Annotated in this window: 23 protein-coding genes and 1 tRNA gene; 18 read left to right on the top strand and 6 right to left on the bottom strand. The window is 24.9% G+C overall.

The window, feature by feature from the left end; genetic code table 4:
- The first annotated feature begins 6 nt into the window (after positions 1-6).
- The 8 genes from proS (at position 7) to AC6I4F_RS07890 (ending at position 5,146) form a co-directional block, all read left to right on the top strand.
- Positions 7-1,458: a proline--tRNA ligase gene (gene proS, locus AC6I4F_RS07925; protein ID WP_497873492.1), complete on the top strand. Its 1,452-nt coding sequence runs from the start codon at positions 7-9 to the stop codon at positions 1,456-1,458.
- A 73-nt stretch (positions 1,459-1,531) separates the two neighbouring features.
- Positions 1,532-1,762, top strand: a complete 231-nt coding sequence (locus AC6I4F_RS07920) for a hypothetical protein (RefSeq protein WP_497873491.1) — start codon at positions 1,532-1,534, stop codon at positions 1,760-1,762.
- A 136-nt stretch (positions 1,763-1,898) separates the two neighbouring features.
- Entirely contained in the window at positions 1,899-2,249 is a 351-nt protein-coding gene (locus AC6I4F_RS07915; RefSeq protein WP_497873490.1) for a hypothetical protein, read from the top strand.
- A 71-nt stretch (positions 2,250-2,320) separates the two neighbouring features.
- Positions 2,321-3,094, top strand: coding sequence for an IS1595 family transposase (locus AC6I4F_RS07910; protein WP_497873489.1), 774 nt, complete (start codon positions 2,321-2,323; stop codon positions 3,092-3,094).
- Positions 3,095-3,799: 705 nt separating this feature from the next.
- A complete protein-coding gene (locus AC6I4F_RS07905; protein ID WP_497873488.1) occupies positions 3,800-4,210 on the top strand; it encodes a hypothetical protein in 411 nt (136 codons plus the stop codon).
- A gap of 60 nt (positions 4,211-4,270) precedes the next feature.
- On the top strand, positions 4,271-4,525 hold the full coding sequence (locus AC6I4F_RS07900) for an acyl carrier protein (RefSeq protein WP_281748951.1): 255 nt from the start codon (positions 4,271-4,273) through the stop codon (positions 4,523-4,525).
- 25 nt (positions 4,526-4,550) lie between these two features.
- The gene (locus tag AC6I4F_RS07895; RefSeq protein ID WP_252319930.1) at positions 4,551-5,012 is read left to right on the top strand and encodes a Fur family transcriptional regulator; all 462 of its coding nucleotides are present in this window, start codon (positions 4,551-4,553) and stop codon (positions 5,010-5,012) included.
- A 59-nt stretch (positions 5,013-5,071) separates the two neighbouring features.
- Positions 5,072-5,146, top strand: a tRNA-Trp gene (locus tag AC6I4F_RS07890).
- Between the two features lie 50 nt (positions 5,147-5,196).
- Here the strand turns inward: AC6I4F_RS07890 and AC6I4F_RS07885 are convergent.
- Entirely contained in the window at positions 5,197-6,078 is an 882-nt protein-coding gene (locus AC6I4F_RS07885) for a DegV family protein (protein WP_338974073.1), read from the bottom strand.
- Positions 6,079-6,705: 627 nt separating this feature from the next.
- Between AC6I4F_RS07885 and AC6I4F_RS07880 the strand changes: the two genes are divergently transcribed.
- Entirely contained in the window at positions 6,706-6,900 is a 195-nt protein-coding gene (locus tag AC6I4F_RS07880) for a hypothetical protein (protein WP_497873487.1), read from the top strand.
- Positions 6,901-6,942: 42 nt separating this feature from the next.
- Here AC6I4F_RS07880 and AC6I4F_RS07875 read toward each other — a convergent pair whose 3' ends face one another.
- On the bottom strand, positions 6,943-7,785 hold the full coding sequence (locus AC6I4F_RS07875; RefSeq protein ID WP_497873486.1) for an IS1595 family transposase: 843 nt from the start codon (positions 7,783-7,785) through the stop codon (positions 6,943-6,945).
- 187 nt (positions 7,786-7,972) lie between these two features.
- Here AC6I4F_RS07875 and AC6I4F_RS07870 point away from each other — a divergent pair, with 187 nt between their 5' ends.
- The 5 genes from AC6I4F_RS07870 to AC6I4F_RS07850 all read left to right on the top strand — a co-directional run bounded on the left by AC6I4F_RS07870 (position 7,973) and on the right by AC6I4F_RS07850 (position 12,937).
- Positions 7,973-9,247, top strand: a complete 1,275-nt coding sequence (locus AC6I4F_RS07870; RefSeq protein ID WP_497873485.1) for a hypothetical protein — start codon at positions 7,973-7,975, stop codon at positions 9,245-9,247.
- A 132-nt stretch (positions 9,248-9,379) separates the two neighbouring features.
- Positions 9,380-9,646: a hypothetical protein gene (locus tag AC6I4F_RS07865; protein WP_497873484.1), complete on the top strand. Its 267-nt coding sequence runs from the start codon at positions 9,380-9,382 to the stop codon at positions 9,644-9,646.
- A gap of 171 nt (positions 9,647-9,817) precedes the next feature.
- Positions 9,818-10,081, top strand: coding sequence for a preprotein translocase subunit SecG (gene secG / locus AC6I4F_RS07860; RefSeq protein WP_497873483.1), 264 nt, complete (start codon positions 9,818-9,820; stop codon positions 10,079-10,081).
- A 106-nt stretch (positions 10,082-10,187) separates the two neighbouring features.
- Positions 10,188-12,437, top strand: a complete 2,250-nt coding sequence (gene rnr, locus AC6I4F_RS07855) for a ribonuclease R (RefSeq protein WP_497873482.1) — start codon at positions 10,188-10,190, stop codon at positions 12,435-12,437.
- A 5-nt stretch (positions 12,438-12,442) separates the two neighbouring features.
- Positions 12,443-12,937 (top strand): hypothetical protein, encoded by a 495-nt coding sequence (locus tag AC6I4F_RS07850; RefSeq protein WP_497873481.1) that lies wholly within the window; start codon positions 12,443-12,445, stop codon positions 12,935-12,937.
- 119 nt (positions 12,938-13,056) lie between these two features.
- Here the strand turns inward: AC6I4F_RS07850 and AC6I4F_RS07845 are convergent, their stop codons facing one another.
- Positions 13,057-13,449 carry a hypothetical protein gene (locus AC6I4F_RS07845; protein WP_497873480.1) on the bottom strand — a complete coding sequence of 131 codons (393 nt, stop codon included), beginning with the start codon at positions 13,447-13,449 and terminating at the stop codon, positions 13,057-13,059.
- A gap of 277 nt (positions 13,450-13,726) precedes the next feature.
- Here AC6I4F_RS07845 and smpB point away from each other — a divergent pair, with 277 nt between their 5' ends.
- The gene (smpB, locus tag AC6I4F_RS07840) at positions 13,727-14,158 is read left to right on the top strand and encodes an SsrA-binding protein (protein WP_497873479.1); all 432 of its coding nucleotides are present in this window, start codon (positions 13,727-13,729) and stop codon (positions 14,156-14,158) included.
- An 862-nt stretch (positions 14,159-15,020) separates the two neighbouring features.
- Here the strand turns inward: smpB and AC6I4F_RS07835 are convergent.
- Entirely contained in the window at positions 15,021-15,842 is an 822-nt protein-coding gene (locus tag AC6I4F_RS07835; protein WP_497873478.1) for an IS1595 family transposase, read from the bottom strand.
- 736 nt (positions 15,843-16,578) lie between these two features.
- Here AC6I4F_RS07835 and AC6I4F_RS07830 point away from each other — a divergent pair.
- Both AC6I4F_RS07830 and AC6I4F_RS07825 read left to right on the top strand, forming a co-directional pair.
- Positions 16,579-16,857: a hypothetical protein gene (locus AC6I4F_RS07830; protein WP_497873477.1), complete on the top strand. Its 279-nt coding sequence runs from the start codon at positions 16,579-16,581 to the stop codon at positions 16,855-16,857.
- 143 nt (positions 16,858-17,000) lie between these two features.
- On the top strand, positions 17,001-17,657 hold the full coding sequence (locus AC6I4F_RS07825) for an NHL repeat-containing protein (RefSeq protein ID WP_497873476.1): 657 nt from the start codon (positions 17,001-17,003) through the stop codon (positions 17,655-17,657).
- Between the two features lie 104 nt (positions 17,658-17,761).
- Here the strand turns inward: AC6I4F_RS07825 and AC6I4F_RS07820 are convergent, their stop codons facing one another.
- Both AC6I4F_RS07820 and AC6I4F_RS07815 read right to left on the bottom strand, forming a co-directional pair.
- On the bottom strand, positions 17,762-18,301 hold the full coding sequence (locus tag AC6I4F_RS07820) for an IS1595 family transposase (protein ID WP_497873475.1): 540 nt from the start codon (positions 18,299-18,301) through the stop codon (positions 17,762-17,764).
- Entirely contained in the window at positions 18,252-18,584 is a 333-nt protein-coding gene (locus AC6I4F_RS07815) for a hypothetical protein (protein WP_497873474.1), read from the bottom strand. Before AC6I4F_RS07815 ends, AC6I4F_RS07820 begins: the two co-directional genes overlap by 50 nt.
- Between AC6I4F_RS07815 and AC6I4F_RS07810 the strand changes: the two genes are divergently transcribed.
- Positions 18,552-18,773, top strand: coding sequence for a hypothetical protein (locus AC6I4F_RS07810; RefSeq protein ID WP_497873473.1), 222 nt, complete (start codon positions 18,552-18,554; stop codon positions 18,771-18,773). The two genes, AC6I4F_RS07815 and AC6I4F_RS07810, sit on opposite strands and share 33 nt — an antisense overlap.
- Positions 18,774-18,779 lie beyond the last annotated feature (6 nt).

Genomic DNA, 18,779 nt, shown 5'->3' with positions numbered 1-18,779 from the left:
ATCATTATGAATAATGCAAAGAATAAAAATATTACAGCAAGAGAGATTGATTTTGCCAAATGATATACTGATGTTATTAAGCAAGCAGAACTTTGTGATTATGGTGCAGAAAATGGTTCGGCAGCCGGTACCATTATTTTTCGTCCTTGCGGATATGCAATTTGAGAAAACATTCAACATTTATTAAATCAAAAATTTAAAATTTTAAATATTGAAAATGTAATGTTACCACTTTTAATTAGTCAAAAAGCATTTCAAGTTGAAAAAGATCATATTGAGGGTTTTGCACCAGAATGTGCAACTGTAACTAAAGTTGGAAATAATCAATTATCAGAGAAACTAATTATTCGTCCTACTTCAGAAGTTTTATTTTGTCGTCATTTTTCAAAAATAATTAGTTCATATAAACAATTACCATTATTATATAATCAATGATGTAATGTTTTTAGATGAGAAAAAAATACAAAACCATTCTTAAGAACTAGTGAATTTTTATGACAAGAAGGACATACAATGCATAATAACGATGAAGAAGCAAAAAACTTTACATTAAAAATGATTAAGTTGTATGCTGATTTTGTTCAACAACAATTAGCAATTAAAGTTATTGTTGGTGCAAAAACAATTCACGAACGTTTTGCTGGGGCAAAAATGACATATACAATTGAAACTATGATGCAAGATGGACAAGCATTACAAGCCGGTACTAGTCATTATTTTGGCCAAGAGTTCACAAAGGTATTTAATATTAAATTTAGCAATAAAGACAATAAACAAGAATTAGGATATCAAACATCATGAGGTGTATCGACAAGATTAATTGGTGCTTTAATTATGGCACATAGCGATGATCTAGGTTTAGTATTGCCATCTACAATTGCACCGCATCAGATTATGCTTTTAAATTTATCACCTAAAAGTGATAAATTTAAAATAACTGTTGAAAGAATATTTAAAATTTTAAGTTCTCATTTCCGAGTATTAATAAATGAAGATAATAAAAGTTTTTCTTATAAGAAAAGTGAAAGTCAAATTAAAGGTATTCCAATTACTATTGCAATTGGTGAGCAAGAAATTGAAAACCAAGTAATTAAATTAATTTTACGTCATAATTTAGATACTATTGATGTTGAAATTAATAATGAAAAATTATTAGTAACAACTATTATTAATCAATTAAATAAATTAAATAAAGATTTATTTAATAGTTCACAAAAAAAATTAAATACAAGTTTAAAAGAATTAACAGATTTTAATGAATATCATAAATTAGTTAAAATTCATAAAGGTTTCTTTATTGTACCTTTTTGTGATCAAATAAAGTGTGAAGAAGAAATTAAAAGTTTAACTGGTACAACATCACGTTGTATTCCTTTAGAACCATATAAAAAACCAAGTAATTGTTTTAAGTGTCAAACTCCTAATAGTGTCTGAACTTATTTTGCAAGATCATATTAAATAGTAAGTTAAATATAAATAAAATAGAGGAAAAATAATTATTTGTTTTTAAATTATTATTGAGGTGATAATAATGAAAGAACAGATAAGTGCTGATAAGCAACTAATTGCTGCTATTTTTGTTAAATATGAACAAGCAAAATTAACATTAGCAAATAATAATTTTAAAGAAAATTATGTTTTGAAAGAGGATACTGTTCACTATGCTAATAAGATAGTGATAAATAAGGATTTAAAAAATTATGAAAAACATGTGCAAATTGTTGATACAGTTTTATCATTATTACCAAAAAAATGAATATAGTTATATTATTAGAACGTTCTTAGTTAAATCAAATAAAAATTGATGAAAAAAATATTATCATATCAAAGAATATGAAAAATTAGAAAAAACGGCTATTAAGCGTTTTTTATACTTATATTTAATTTAAAGATATAAAATGAATATTAATAGCATTGATTTATTGAATTCGCGTAGTTTTTTAGAACAAAAGATGAATTTAACGAGTGATTTAAAAAACAGCCCCATTTATGAAAAAGAATTATTTTTAATTCCAAAATTTACAGTGGTTGGCTTTCCGATCCAAACTTTGCAAAAAAGCAGTTATTATTATATTGAACTTCAAATTGTAGAAGCATATAGTTATGATTTTGATATTAACAAAGAACCAAGTGAAGGATTACTTGACGATGTAACGTTTCAATATGATTTGAATTATAGTAATATTAGTGCCAATAAAAATAAAACGTTATCTAGTATCGCATTTTCCAAAAGTAAAAGATTGATATAATGATAAAGAAACAATATTACGTAAAATATTAATAGAAAATTATCCCCACATGTACTAGTGTGGAGTAAAAAATGAATTGAAATGAATTCAATAGCATATTTCAAAATGAAAACGATTGTTTGAAATATATAGCGAAGTTGAAAGTAATGAAATGTATCAGGTGTGCTTCTTCTAGTTTGAATGTTTCTGATTTGAGAAGAATAAGATGTTTGAAATGTCATCAAACATTTAGTATTCTTCATGACACCATTTTTCACAAGTCACAAACACCTTTGACATCTTGGTTTTATCTCATCTTTAGATGAATAAACACAAAGCATGGTATACCATCAACAGATGTTGCAAGGGAATTGGGTGTGACATATAAAACAGCTTGAAGAATGGGTCATGAAATCAGAACTAGAATTTGGAATCAAGATGCAGGGTTCATTGATGATGGCACAGCACAGATGGATGAAATGTATCTTTCACATGTAGGTTTTAAAAAACAAGTAAGATCCTTGTTTTTTAAAACCTTGATTGTTGGAGTTTATGAGAAAACCAGCAACAAACTAATTGTGAAAGTATTGAAAAAAGCAGATGAGAAAAACCTTTTATGATTTGCATTGAAACACATTTCTACTGGGTGTTGTCTATTTACGGATTCTTGGAAGGAATATGGAGGTTTCAAAAAACTTCTATCACAAACATGAAATCGTAAATCATGAAGTTGGGTATGTGTCATCAACAGGTGTAAACACAAACCAGATTGAATCTGCATGAAAACACATCCGACGAACTTTCCGAACACACATAAAAGTTTCAAAACACAATATTCATTTATATGCAGCTTCTTTTGCATATAAATTCAATAAGATACCTAGTTTTGAAACTATAATTTTGTGTTTGATTTAGATACATGCGGAGATAATTTCCTAGATAGGATTTTATCTCCATTTATGTGATAAAATTTAAAAATAGTACATAAAGGGATAAAAGCCTATTAATATTTAATAATAATTTTGATTTACAACAAAATACATCATTAAATATTAATGAAAATCTATCAAAATTTTATCAAAATAATAAAATACCAACTTTTTTATTACGTAATAAAAAAAATATTGATGAATATTATTTAGAATTTTATAGCACTATTTATAATAGCATTGTAAATAAAATAGTATTTAATGATGAAATAGAAAAAAATCAATTTGACTTACCAAGATTTGAAGATTTTCACTTTAATATAAATATTCCATTTAATTTTCAAATCTTTTTTAAATATAATATTAATTTAAAATTTATTGAAGAAAGTAGTGAACCAATTATTGGTGGTCCATATCATTCTATTTTTATTAAAAAATTAATAAGAAATAATAGTGAAAATTGAGTGGCAACTACTAATTTTAGTTTAACTTACAATGAAATATTAAAATTTTATAGTAGTGATAACTTTAGTTTTATTGATTATAAGTATTTAATTCATAGTCAAATAAAGTTATAAAATGTTTATACGTAAGTTACAAATTAGCATTTTAATTATTACTATCACTATTACATTAAGTATTATGTTATTTTTTATTATCAAAAATTTTTTAACTAATAAAAATTTAAATGAAATGGTAAAAGAATATGATTTAGAATTGGAGACCGTAGATTATAAAAAAGAAAATTTAAATCCAGAGATAGTTGAAGAAGCTATTGATATTAAAAAATTAAATGAAAGTATTACAATTATTTTAGATAAAAATAGTACTATCTTAGCAAATCAGTCACAGATTATATATAAAATACAATTTAATCAACATTTATTTCAATACATATTTTTAAAGCTAATTATTAAAACATTTCCACAATGAAAAATTAATAATTTTATTTTTCATTTTAATATTTTAAATAATGCTGTATGACTTGAATATAATACTAATTTAAAACTAGATTATTTAGAATGATATTTTAAAATAAAAAATAAAATTTAATGCTCTATGTTATACTAAGTATAACTATTAATAAAAATGATTTAAATTAGGAGTGAATTTATGAATATTTTAAGTGAAATTCATAAAATTGTTAAAGAGGATTATCCAGAGATTAAAGAAAAAATTACACCGAAAACTAAATTTAAAGATGTAAAAATTGACTCTCTTGGATTAGTAATGATTGTTCTTAAATTAGAAGAAGAGCATCATGTAAAAATTGATGATAATAAATTACTGGATTTACAAACAAAAACAGTTCAAGATTTAATAAATGAAATTGAGAGATTAGAATCAGCAGAAAATAAAAAAAAGTAATATTATATTTTATCAGGAGATTAGTATGAATAAAAATTTTGAAAATATTATCCAAAAGTTGAAAGATAAAGACTATCGTTTAACTGATGTTCGTAAAGCAGTTATTAAAGTATTAACGCTTAAGCAACATGTTAGTATTAATGATATTATTAGTTTTTTAACAAAAGAAGGTAATGATAATATTAATATTATGAGTATTTATAATACTATTGATTTATTAATGACAGAACATATTATTCATGCTAATGTTTTTGAAGGAAAACAAATAATTTATGAACTATCAGAAAATACCGTTCATATTATTTGTAATTTTTGTAATAAAATTATTCATGCCTCTTTCGAAGATAAACAACAAATTTCACCATTACAAGAAGAAAAACTTGAAAAATTAGCAACTAAAAATAATTTTTATTTTTCACATTATAAGTTAGAAATTCATGGAATTTGTGATAAATGTGAATTAAAAATAAAAAAAATGAAATTTTAATTGAACTTAAAACTTCTTTCGCGTAAAATTGAACATGTACTATTTAAATTAAATATTTTAGGGGTGTAGTTCAATGGTAGAACATCGGCCTTCAGATCCGAGTGTTGTGGGTTCGAGTCCTGCCACCCCTGCCATTATTAAAATTCACTTTTAAATGTTTCTCATAAAAGTGAATTTTTTATTATTATAATTTTGGTAATTTATCTTTATCTAAATTAAAAGCAACAAAACTGAAGGTTCCAATTCCTGTATGAGCACAAATTACATTTGCTAAATTAATAGTTTTGACGTTTTTAATGCCATAATCTTTAACAAATTTTGTAACTTTTTCTATTTCTTTTGCCTCAGCAAAAGCATGAATAATGTAAAAAAGAGTAATACTTTCTATTTTTTTATTTTTATTAATTTCTTTAAGAGTATTTTTAATAGCTTTATCTCATGTTCTTGTTTTATCAAATTTATCAATGGTTCCGTCAAAAGATAAAATTGGAGTTATTTTTAACATAGTAGCTAAGGCTGCTGCTGATTTTGAAATTCTACCACCACGAACTAAATAATTTAAATCATAAGGTAAAATAAATGCTATATAGTTATCTCTTATTAATTTTAGTGCTTCTATAATATCATTAACATTATTTTTTTCGTTAAGTGACATTTGATATGCTTTTTTAACTAATAGTCAGTTAATAACTGAAACACCATTACTATCAAAAACAAAAACCTTATCTTTAAAATTAGATTCTTTTGATAACATAGTAGCAGTGTTATATTGACCCGATAACCCTTTTGATAAAGGAATAAAAATAATCTTTTCAAATTTAGTTAAAGCATCTTCTCAAATTATACTCATTTGACCAAGTGGTGTTTGCGAAGTTTTGGCAGATTGTTTTTCATGAACTATTCTATTATAGAATTCTTCATCCTTTAGAATGTTAGGGTCATCAGTAATAGTTGTATCATCACTAAAAGTGATTAATAATGGACAAAATCCAATATTCATTTCTTTTAAATCTTTAATTGAAAATCCTGAAGAGGAATCAGCAACAATACCAATTTTTTTTTTCAATTTTCTCACCCTAACTATAATATTTCTTTATTATTTATTAAATTATAACATATATTTTTTACTTAAAAATGGACTTTCATTGTTGAAAGATATATAAAATAGTTAATATGTTGTTTTTGGAATGATTGATTCTTGTTTCTTAGATTTTTTACCAGAACATTAATTTTAAAAAAACTGAATGTATTCTAAAAACAATTGGTTATATAATTAACACTAGTTTTGACATGAAAGGATTTTATTAATAAATTAAATATTTTTTCAAAATTAAAAATTATTAATGACGGAAAAAAATAATTAAATATCTAACAAAATATATTAAACCAAAACTATCAGCATATCACTTTTTAAAAATCAAGAAAAATTTATTAAAAAAGTTAAAAAATAAAACTCATTAAGTAATAAAAATAAAAAAATCCAAATAAATGAATGACTACTTAAAAACTCAAATCAATATTGAAATGTTGATGAAAATATTAATGATATAAATCAATATGTTGTGTTTTTTCTAATTATCAAAGAATATATTTTAAATTTCTAAAACCCGGATATTTTTATATCAAATCTGTTTTATTTCATAAATCATATAAAATGATTACACTATCAAAAATTTAAAGAGAGGGTTATATTATGAAAAAGAAAATTATTAAAATAATCATTGCATCAACTGCATTAACTAATGGTGTTCCTGCTGAAAGTGGTACTTTAACTAAAATAGAAACCGAAATAGAAAATGAATTAGAAGAAAAAGATGAAAGAGTAAATTCTACAAAAAAAAGAGGGCTTTTATCCCTTTATGTACTGTTTTTAAATTTTATCACATAAATAGAGATAAAAGCCTATCTAGGAAATTATCCCCACATGTATCTAAATCAAACACAAAATTATAGTTTCAAAACTAGGTATCTTATTGAATTTATATGCAGCTTCTTTTGCATATAAATGAATATTGTGTTTTGAAACTTTTATGTGTGTTCAAAAAGTTCGTCGGATGTGTTTTCATGCAGATTCAATCTGGTTTGTGTTTACACCTGTTGATGACACATACCCAACTTCATGATTTACGATTTCATGTTTGTGATAGAAGTTTTTGAAACCTCCATATTCCTTCCAAGAATCCGTAAATAGACAACACCCAGTAGAAATGTGTTTCAATGCAAATCATAAAAGGTTTTTCTCATCTGCTTTTTTCAATACTTTCACAATTAGTTTGTTGCTGGTTTTCTCATAAACTGCAACAATCAAGGTTTTATGTTTTTTAAAACCTACATGTGAAAGATACATTTCATCCATCTGTGCTGTGCCATCATCAATGAACCCTGCATCTTGATTCCAAATTATAGTTCTGATTTCATGACCCATTCTTCAAGCTGTTTTATATGTCACACCCAATTCCCTTGCAACATCTGTTGATGGAATTCCATGTTTGGTGTTTATTCATCTAAAGATGAGATAAAACCAAGATGTCAAAGGTGTTTGTGACTTGTGAAAAATGGTGTCATGAAGAATACTAAATGTTTGATGACATTTCAAACATCTCATTCTTCTCAAATCAGAAACATTCAAACTAGAAGAAGCACACCTGATACATTTCATTACTTTCAACTTCGCTATATATTTCAAACAATCGTTTTCATTTTGAAATATGCTATTGAATTCATTTCAATTCATTTTTTCCTCCACACTAGTACATGTGGGGATAATTTCCAAAAAGAGTTAAAAGGCAAACTCCACCAAGTTTACAAAAAACAATGACAACAATTAATATTGGTCAAATTGAATCGAATGATAAACAACATATTATTCAAAGATTAAGAGAAATTAATCATCCAATTTTATCTAGAGAAGATTTTTAGAAAATATTGAATTTGAAAATATTACAAATATTAATGTAATAGTGCATGCTGGTATTAATATTTACAATCAAAATCCCGCAAGAAATATTCCAAAAAATTTAAATTTTACTATTAACTTTACACCTCAAAGATTAACATTATCAAGTATTCTTATTAGAACTGAGTTAGGAGAATTGTTAGATAATGCACCATTAACAATAATAGAGAGACTAAATTTTTTAAATCCCGATTTGCATTTACGTTATCCTAGTTTTACAAATAGACATCCTATAGGCATAAATAATTTTCAAATTTTATCAGAAAATGTTTATGATTTTCAACAGAATAATCCTCATATTGTTTTTGATAGTGATTTAAATGTAACTTTTACTATTAATGAACAAAGCGTAAGATTATCAACTTTACTTAGAAATACTAATTTAGGACAAATTAGATGTAATGATCCGAGTACTATTATGGAGAGATTATGAGAATTAAATCCTGATTTAGTTTTTCATTTCGATTTTGCGCCTGGTATAGACTTCTCTTCATTTTTAACTTCAACTACATTAATAATTCCATTATCACATATGTTTCGTCCAAACAGTATAATATTTACACAAAATTTGAATATTATTTATGATTGTGATTTTAGTGTTACTTTTACTACCCTTGAAGATATATCAAATTATAGACCAAGTAATTCGCACACCACTACAACAACAACCCCTTCACCTTCAGCAGGTGGAAGCGCTGTTTTGCCATTAACATCTGAACAATCTTTTAACATTGGAACTAGTTCTAGAAATAGAAATCAACACAGTAATCAAAGTACAGACTCTAGAACAAATCAGAAACCAAAGTGTGATATTTTAAAAAAACAAATTATTGATCAAAAATTATTAGATATTTATCACACCACATCTACAGAAAGTAAAAATAATGCAAGAAAAAAACTATCAGTAATTTATGGACAACATTTTACTGATGCTAGTTGAGCACAATTTGAAAAAATTGTTGAATTGCATAAATACGGAATCGTTTTTATAACATCTAATAAAAATGAATATTTATTAAAAGGTCTAGCCACTACCACAACTATGAGTATTCCACCTGCATATAAAGTTGTTAAATGAATAAGTTCTCCACAAGCTACAACAGTAGTTGAAACAGAAGAAGCGGTGCCTTTATTAGAAGTTGGTGAGGAAGGAGCGATTGCTATTCGCGAAGAGGTTGTTGAAGGTGGTGCATCTGTTATGATTGAAAGAGGACCTATTGAATGAGTTGTGGGTGGAGTAATTATAGTTGGTGGAATAGCATATTTAGCGTATAATTAATCCCATGCTCAAAATGCTGATATCAATTCCCATAATCAATATAATAAAATAGAAAAATATTACGTACCTTTAGACAATAAAACTCCACAATATACAGAATCAAGCAAAATTAAATTAGGTATTAGTAATGATATGTGAATAAGATTAGCAGAAATTTATCAAGATAATAAAGATGACTATCAACTTTTTGAAAAAAAATTTTTAAGTGAAATTACTAAATTTCCGCAATTTATAGGAACCTTAGCAAATAGTTTAAGTGATAGTAATTTAAAAACTTTAGTTAAAGTTATGTATAATAATTTTTCAGAAATAAACATTTTTTATATGATGACAAATCAACATGGATGAAATATTTTAACAAATGCTGTTGGAAATTACTTAGAAATTGAACCAGAATAAAGTTAATAAATTTTTCCTATAAAAGAATTATAAAACATAACATATTAGGCTTATTTCATAATTAAAATTTTAATTTTGGAATAAGTCATAATAATAATTATGAAATTTTTTTTATTTTTAGTAAAATTAAGTGTAATATTAATAATATTATAAAGAAGTGGAAGTGACAAAATGAGTCAAAAAATTATTTTTGCTTTTGAAATTATTGCCTTAATTATCGCTATATTATTAGTAATTTTAGGTTTATTACAAGGTAAAAAAAATCATAATGGACTTGGTGCTTTAAGTGGGGGTAATCAAGAATTATTTGCTAGTACTAAAGAACGTGGTTGAAGTAAGTTATTTTCTATTGCCACTTTAGTATTAGGAATATCGTTATTTACTATCGCAATAATAGTAAGAATTCTTATTAATACTATTGGAGTTATAAATTAATGATAATTATTTTATAAAAAGGCACATTTTAGTGTGCCTTTTTATAAATTTTAAAAGATAGATTATAATTAATTATATAATTAGGATAAAGTTGGGATTGATTGAAATGAAGCAAGAGATTATTAATGAGTTACAAAATAGTATTACACCTTTATCAACAGTTGATTTAACAGTTAAACTTAATATTACTAATCATCATCAACAGCAAGAACTTATTGCTGATTTAGAAGAATTGAAAAATAGTGAAATTATTTTGGAAAATAAAGAACAACAATTTTATATGCTAAAAAATAATAATTTATTTATTGGCAAAATTCAAATTACTAAAAAAGGATTTGGATTTGGATTTGTTAAATTATTAAATAGTGAAGAAGAATATTACGTTAATATAAAAAACATAAATAATGCGTTAAATAATGATGAAGTATTATGTAAGTTAGTAAAAATTAATAATCAGAATGATGAGGCTGTAGTATTAAAAATTATTAAACGTGATACTAATCTTCTTATTGGTACTGTTATTGTTAATGCAGATACGAAAGTAAAAACATTATTAATTCAAAATGCAAAGTTACAACAGTATGAAGTTAATATTTTAAACCCCGATAAAGCGTTAGAAAATAATATTGTTGTTGCAAAAATTAAAAATTTTGAACAAAATATTTTTAATGTTACTATTATTAAAATCTTGGGTAATATTAATGATCCTGGTGTTGATATTTTAGCTGTTATTTATGAAATTGGTATTAAAGCACAATTTGATGTTGAAACATTAACAGCAACAAATAAGGTGCCATTAACAGTTTTAGAATCAGATAAAATTGGTCGTATTGATTTGACTAAAGAGTTATTAGTTACAATTGATGGTAAAGATGCTAAAGATTTTGATGATGCTATTTGTGTTACTAAACTAGTTAATGGTAATTATCGTTTAATTGTAGCTATTGCTGATGTTAGTCATTATGTAACAGAAAATAGTTCTTTAGATGAAGAGGCATCTACTCGTGGTACATCTGTTTACTTAGCAGATCGTGTTATTCCTATGTTACCAACGCAGTTATCAAATGGTATTTGTTCTTTAAATGAACAAGTAGAACGTTTATGTATGGTTTGTGATATGGAAATTGATAAGAATGGTTTAACAGTAAAACATAAAATTTATCAGGCATTTATGAAATCAGCAAGAAGAATGAATTATGACGAAGTAAATGATGGATATAATGGTAAAAATCCAAATTTTATTAAAACACATCCACAAATTTGAGAAATGTTACTAAAAGCAAAAGAATTGCACCAAATTTTATGAAAGTTTAAACAAGATGCTGGAGTAATTGATTTTGAAATTAATGAAGCAAAAACAATTATTAACGATAATGGAGAAGTAACTGATATTATTTTAAGAACTCGTGATATCGCTGAAAAATTAATTGAAAGTTTTATGATTAGAGCTAATGAAGTAGTTGCTAAAACTGTATTTGATATGAAATTACCTTTTATTTATCGTGTTCATGAACATCCTCTTTCTAAAAAAATGCATCAAATGGTTACAATTCTGAAATTAATGGGTATTAAATTAAATCCAACAATCACAAATATTAGTTCAAAAGATTTACAATTATTATTAAATTCTTTAAAACAATTACCAACATTTCAAGTTTTATCAACTTTATTATTACGAAGTATGGAAAAAGCACAGTATACTAATAAATGTATTGGCCATTTTGGACTTGCTAGTGATTATTATACACATTTTACTTCGCCAATTAGACGTTATCCCGATTTAATAGTTCATCGTTTATTGCGTCAATATATAGTTAAAAGAGAAATAAATGCTAAAATAATTGAGAAATATCAAAGTTTTACTAATTGAGCTGCTGAGCAATCTAGTAATATGGAATTAAAAGCATTAGAGTGTGAACGAGCTGTAGATCAAATGAAAAAAGCAGAATACATGATGCAATTTATTGGTCATAAATTCGAAAGTATAATTTCTAGTGTAACTGGTTTTGGATTATTTGTTGAGTTAGATAATACAATTGAGGGTTTAATTAGAATTGCAGACATGACTGATGATTATTATATTTTTAATGAAAAAGCAATGATTTTGTTTGGTGAAAGAAAACGAAAACAGTATGCTCTTGGTCAAAAGGTCAGTGTTCTTGTAAAAAGTGCAAATAAAGTTGCTAGAACTATTGATTTTATTTTAGAAGAAAATGGTCAGCAAAATAAAAACCGTGATAAAAATAATAATAATCAATCATCAAAAATGTATAAAGCAAATAATTTTAAATATAGAAAAAAGATAAAACTAAATGGTAAAGTTAAAAAAATAAAACTGAAAAGAAAAATGGAGTAAAAAAAATGAAAATACAAGGTCAAAAAAGATTAATTCAACAAAGCAATCTTAAGATTGAATGCTATTATTATAATTATTTTAAATCGCCAGGCTTAAAACAATATCCGGATTTATTGTGAGTTAATGAAGATTATAACTTAATTAAGCAAGTAAATATTGAACAAGATATTGTAATAAGATTAGCAACTAATTTATTTGAAGTTGGTCAAAAATTTAATTTGTTTGAAAATTTAGATTATTTTATTATGATGCCAAAAAAACCTACTTCAGTTAGTAGTTTAGAATTAGTAATAATTGAATTAGTTAAAATTATTAAAAAAAAATTAAATTATAAAATATTATTTATTAATAATATTTTCCAAGTTGATAACTACCGTAAATTTTGAGAAAATAAATTAAAAGTTAGCGAAAGACAAATGGAAATTACTAATAAGATTCATTTATTACCTAAATATATTAATTTTTTTAATAAAAAAAAATTATTATTATTGATGATATAGTTGCCTCAGGGATTTCTATTGCCCAAACTATTTTAGAAATTATCAATAATAACAATGATTTTAAAATTAAAGCTTTGTGTTATGGTTCAGTTTATAATTGAGAAGAAATTTATAAATAGTTAAAAGAGTTTCCTAATTTTTCTCTTTTTTTCTTCTAATGAGTCTGATTCAGATATATTATAAGAATCTTCAATATTATTTATAAATGCATAATTAATTTCAGCATTAATTTGATTTTTAGCAATAAGTTTTAAGATAAAATCAGCAGTATCTGCTTCTAAAACAAATGTGTAAATTTCAAATTCATCTTCATTAATAATTTCCGTTTTAGTAGAAATTTTTAAAATATTATTTTGTTCATCAATAATAATTTTACAAACCTCAATTTTTTTACCAGTTAAAATTTTATAAATAATTACTTTATCATTATTATTTTTATCAAAACCCAAATCGCCTTGATAAAATTGACTATTTTTTACTGCTGTTGCTTTAGTATTTAACTCTCCTGCCATGTCCTTAGACTCCTTTCAGTTGTTTATTAATATATAAAATTAACAAAAAACCGTAAAACAAATATAAAATCTATTTCTTGGGTCGTTATACAACAAATATTAATTTTATGTTTAATTTTTACATTAATCATTGCTAGAAAAACTATTGATTAATCTAACCTTCATTAGATTATAGCATGTTCTTAATAAAAAACAAATTTAAGTAATTATTTCGGTATTTATGAAATTATTATTATATAATCTAATTATAAAGTTTATGAAAATATTGGTGGAAACAATGAAAATAATTGCAAAAAATAAAAAAGCATACTTTAATTATGAATTATTAGAAAAATTAGAAGTGGGAATTGTTTTGACTGGTTCTGAAATTAAATCAATTCGTTTAGGTAATGTATCTTTACAGGATAGTTATGTAACTTTTAGTAATAATGAAGCTTATATTATTAATATGAACATTAATACTTATAAATTTACTACTAGTTATATACTTGATCCATTAAGAAAAAGAAAATTACTTTTAAATGCTCGTGAAATTAAAAAAATTCAACAAGAACAAAAGCAAAAAAACTTAACTGTTGTTCCAACAATGATATATTTAAATAGTAAAAGTAGAGCAAAGTTAGAAATAGCATTGGCTCGTGGTAAAAAAAAATATGATAAAAGAGAGACCATTAAAAATCGTGATGCAGTAAGACAAATCAAAAAATAATAATTTAATTAAGAAAGGAAAAAACTATGATAATATGATTACCTTTCTTAATAATCTTTTGTTTATTTACAAGTTTTTATTTATTTTTTCTTTTTAAGTAAAAGATAAATAAGTGACAATGATTATTTATTAGTTATTATTTTTTTCTTTATCTTGGTATTAATAGTTTAAAAGCTATTAATAATTTTTTAGTTTTATCATTAACTAATTTAGTAACTTAATCAATTAGTATTACAGTAATTATTTCGCTTACTGTAATTATTTTTGCTATACCAGCTACTTTTTTTACTGCAAAATTTAAAAAAAGAAAGTTGTATATTTGATGAATGCATAGTTGACTTTTGGTTGCTTGCTGTTTAGTTTTAATTGTACCAAATTTATGATCTTTGATTTTGTTAAATATTGCTTTAGGAATGAGTACTGCATCATTGGGAGTTCATGAATTAATGTTCAATGAACAATATTTTGTAAAATAACATGCTTTTTTAACTATTATTATAATTATTGTTCCAGGATTATTGGCAAGTTTAATTATTATACCAATTAATATGCTTACATTTAATATTTCAACTATTACAATTTCAAAAATCAGTTATTTTATTATTGCTGCTTTGTGTTTTTTCATTTTGACTTTTTTCATGTTTTTTCTTTTACGAGAAGATCCAAAAAATATGGGTATGCACGATGAAATAGTTTTAAAAAAAATTAAAACTATTTCTCAATGAAAAATAATAATTTTAATTATGTTTGGATTAACTATTTATTTAATTTATTATGGCTTTTATCCCTTTATGTACTATTTTTAAATTTTATCACATAAATGGAGATAAAAGCCTATCTAGGAAATTATCCCCACATGTATCTAAATCAAACACAAAATTATAGTTTCAAAACTAGGTATCTTGTTGAATTTATATGCAGTTTCTTTTGCATATAAATGAATATTGTGTTTTGAAACTTTTATGTGTGTTCGGAAAGTTCGTCGGATGTGTTTTCATGCAGATTCAATCTGGTTTGTGTTTACACCTGTTGATGACACATACCCAACTTCATTATTTACGATTTCATGTTTGTGATAGAAGTTTTTGAAACTTCCATATCCCTTCCAAGAATCCGTAAATAGACAACACCCAGTAGAAATGTGTTTCAATGCAAATCATAAAAGGTTTTTCTCATCTGCTTTTTTCAATACTTTCACAATTAGTTTGTTGCTGGTTTTCTCATAAACTCCAACAATCAAGGTTTTATTCAACAAGGAAGATCCTTGTTGAATAAAACCTACATGTGAAAGATACATTTCATCCATCTGTGCTGTGCCATCATCAATGAACCCTGCATCTTGATTCCAAATTCTAGTTCTGATTTCATGACCCATTCTTCAAGCTGTTTTATATGTCACACCCAATTCCCTTGCAACATCTGTTGATGGTATACCATGCTTTGTGTTTATTCATCTAAAGATGAGATAAAACCAAGATGTCAAAGGTGTTTGTGACTTGTGAAAAATGGTGTCATGAAGAATACTAAATGTTTGATGACATTTCAAACATCTTATTCTTCTCAAATCAGAAACATTCAAACTAGAAGAAGCACACCTGATACATTTCATTACTTTCAACTTCGCTATATATTTCAAACAATCGTTTTCATTTTGAAATATGCTATTGAATTCATTTCAATTCATTTTTTCCTATACACTAGTACATGTGGGGATAATTTCCTTTATTATTTAATGAATTCTCAATTTTTTAATTATATAATAAGTAATATTGATCAAAGATGGCATGTTTATAAAACTTTATTTACTACTTTGCCACAAGTAATTGTTTTTTTTATTGTTATGTTGATTATATTATTTTTTCAGTGCTAATATTGCTTTATATTTTGGTTTTGGGATCTATATAGTAAGTATTATGATTAGTTTAGTAACTAATAATATTTACGCAGTTTTGATTTTACAAATTTTATCCAATATTACTTTTGGTATTTGTAGTTTTGTTGTATATAGTTTGGTTTTAGATTGAAATTATCGACAATTAATGCCTATCACAGGAATTTATGCATAATGTATAGCTATTTTAACTTGTAGTGTTGATTTACTCGATAGTTTTATTAATTATAATTTAATTACTTTAAATAACGAAATAATGTTTTATATTGGTAATAGTATTGCGTTATTAACTGTTATTAGTTTAATATTTATTACGTTATTTTCTTCAAATTATTGAGTGACAGAAAAGCATCATGTTTTAATGACAAAATAAGTTTATTTTTAGATATTATATTTAAAGTGTTATAATATTAATTATACATATTATATATGTATAAATTAAATTTTAATTTATAATTATTTTTTTATTTTTATAATTAATTTAATGTTTCTATAAATTAATTATAAAAATAAAAAGGAGCTTTTTAATATGAAAACATTATTAGCAGCAGTAAGTGATTTAACATTATCAACAACCATAGGGAATTTAACTGATGATGTTTTAAAAACAACTTCACAAAAAACTAAATTTGAAAATAATAATATTAAAAATAAAACAATTTTAGAAAAACAATATAGTGCAATTGACTTATCTGATATCATTACTGAATATAATTTGGGAAAAGTTAATAGTGGAAAAGATCTAATGCCATCTAAAATGAGTTTATTAATAGGAATTAAAGAAGTAAATAAAAAAGCTGCATTCTAACTATTGAAAATTTTGATATTAAAAAATATAGTGTAAGTTCTGTTACGATCATTGGTAAGAATAACTATGTAGGTGAAGTAACTTTACAATATAATATTATTAATTTTGTTCCTCAAAAATTAGCAGATGAAAATATTTATGATTTGGGTGTTGATTCACAAGGTAATATTTTTAGGACACAAGAAGATAAAGTTTATAAGTTTACACCAACGGGATTGGAGTTAATGTTAGAAATAGAAAGAGGTTCAACTCTTAGAAATTTAGTGATTGATGCCGAAGATAATGTTTATGTTGGCAGTGATAATGGTGCAGTTTATAAAAGTGATGGTATCCATAATTTTTCAAAAATTATATTATCAGAAAATTCACCATGTTGAATTTCATGCTTAACAATTAATAAAACAACTGGTATTGTTTATGCTGGTAATGACATTGGTGTATATAGTATTGGTCAAACTGGTAATGTTAGTTTGATTTCTGGGACAAATGGAGATTATATTATAAGTTTAGCAATTGGTCCAGATAGTTCAATTTATTCTGGTGTTAATTATGGTGGTAATATTTATAAAACCGATGGAATTAGTGGTCAATTTAGGATTTTTGAGCAAAGATCAGATGCTAATCAGATAAGTAGTTTAGTAGTTGATAATGATAATATTGTTTATGCTGGTTCTTGAATTGGCAATGTATATAAAATTAAAAATAGAACGTATAATGCAATTTTAGAAACGAATCCAAATCATGAGATTAAACGTTTACTCTTAGATAAAAATAATGATTTATATGCTAGTATTGATTAAAATAAAGTATATAAAAATGGCTTTTATCCCTTTATGTACTATTTTTAAATTTTATCACATAAATGGAGATAAAAGCCTATCTAGGAAATTATCCCCACATGTATCTAAATCAAACACAAAATTATAGTTTCAAAACTAGGTATCTTATTGAATTTATATGCAGCTTCTTTTGCATATAAATTAATATCGTGTTTTGAAACTTTTATGCGCGTTCAGAAAGTTCGTCGGATGTGTTTTCATGCAGATTCAATCTGGTTTGTGTTTACACCTGTTGATGACACATACCCAACTTCATGATTTACGATTTCATGTTTGTGATAGAAGTTTTTGAAACTTCCATATCCCTTCCAATAATCCGTAAATAGACAACACCCAGTAGAAATGTGTTTCAATGCAAATCATAAAAGATTTTTCTCATCTGCTTTTTTCAATACTTTCACAATTAGTTTGTTGCTGGTTTTCTCATAAACTCCAACAATCAAGGTTTTATTCAGCAAGGAAGATCCTTGTTGAATAAAACCTACATGTGAAAGATACATTTCATCCATCTGTGCTGTGCCATCATCAATGAACCCTGCATCTTGATTCCAAATTCTAGTTCTGATTTCATGACACCATTTTTCAAGCTGTTTTATATGTCACACACAATTCCCTTGCAACATCTATTGATAGTATACCATGCTTTGTGTTTATTCATCTAAAGATGAGATAAAACCAAGATGTCAAAGGTGTTTGTGACTTGTGAAAAATGGTGTCATGAAGAATAATAAATGTTTGATGACATTTCAAACATCTTATTCTTCTCAAATCAGAAACATTCAAACTAGAATAAGCACACCTGATACATTTAATTACTTTCAACTTCGCTATATATTTCAAACAATCGTTTTCATTTTGAAATATGCTATTGAATTCATTTCAATTCATTTTTTCCTCCACACTAGTACATGTGGAGATAATTTCCATAAAAAATTAGCACAGCAAGATTCATTTTCTGAATTATCTGGAATAAAAAATACTAATGATCATATTTTTGCCTTAACTGTTGGTCCAGATGGTTCAATTTATGCTGGTGGTTCTCAAGAAATTTTATATAAAGCCTGAAATTTTAATTAAAATATT

The sequence above is a fragment of the Spiroplasma ixodetis genome, from assembly GCF_059729505.1.
Note: the sequence above shows the minus strand (reverse complement) of the source record. Positions and strands in the feature narration are given on the sequence as shown.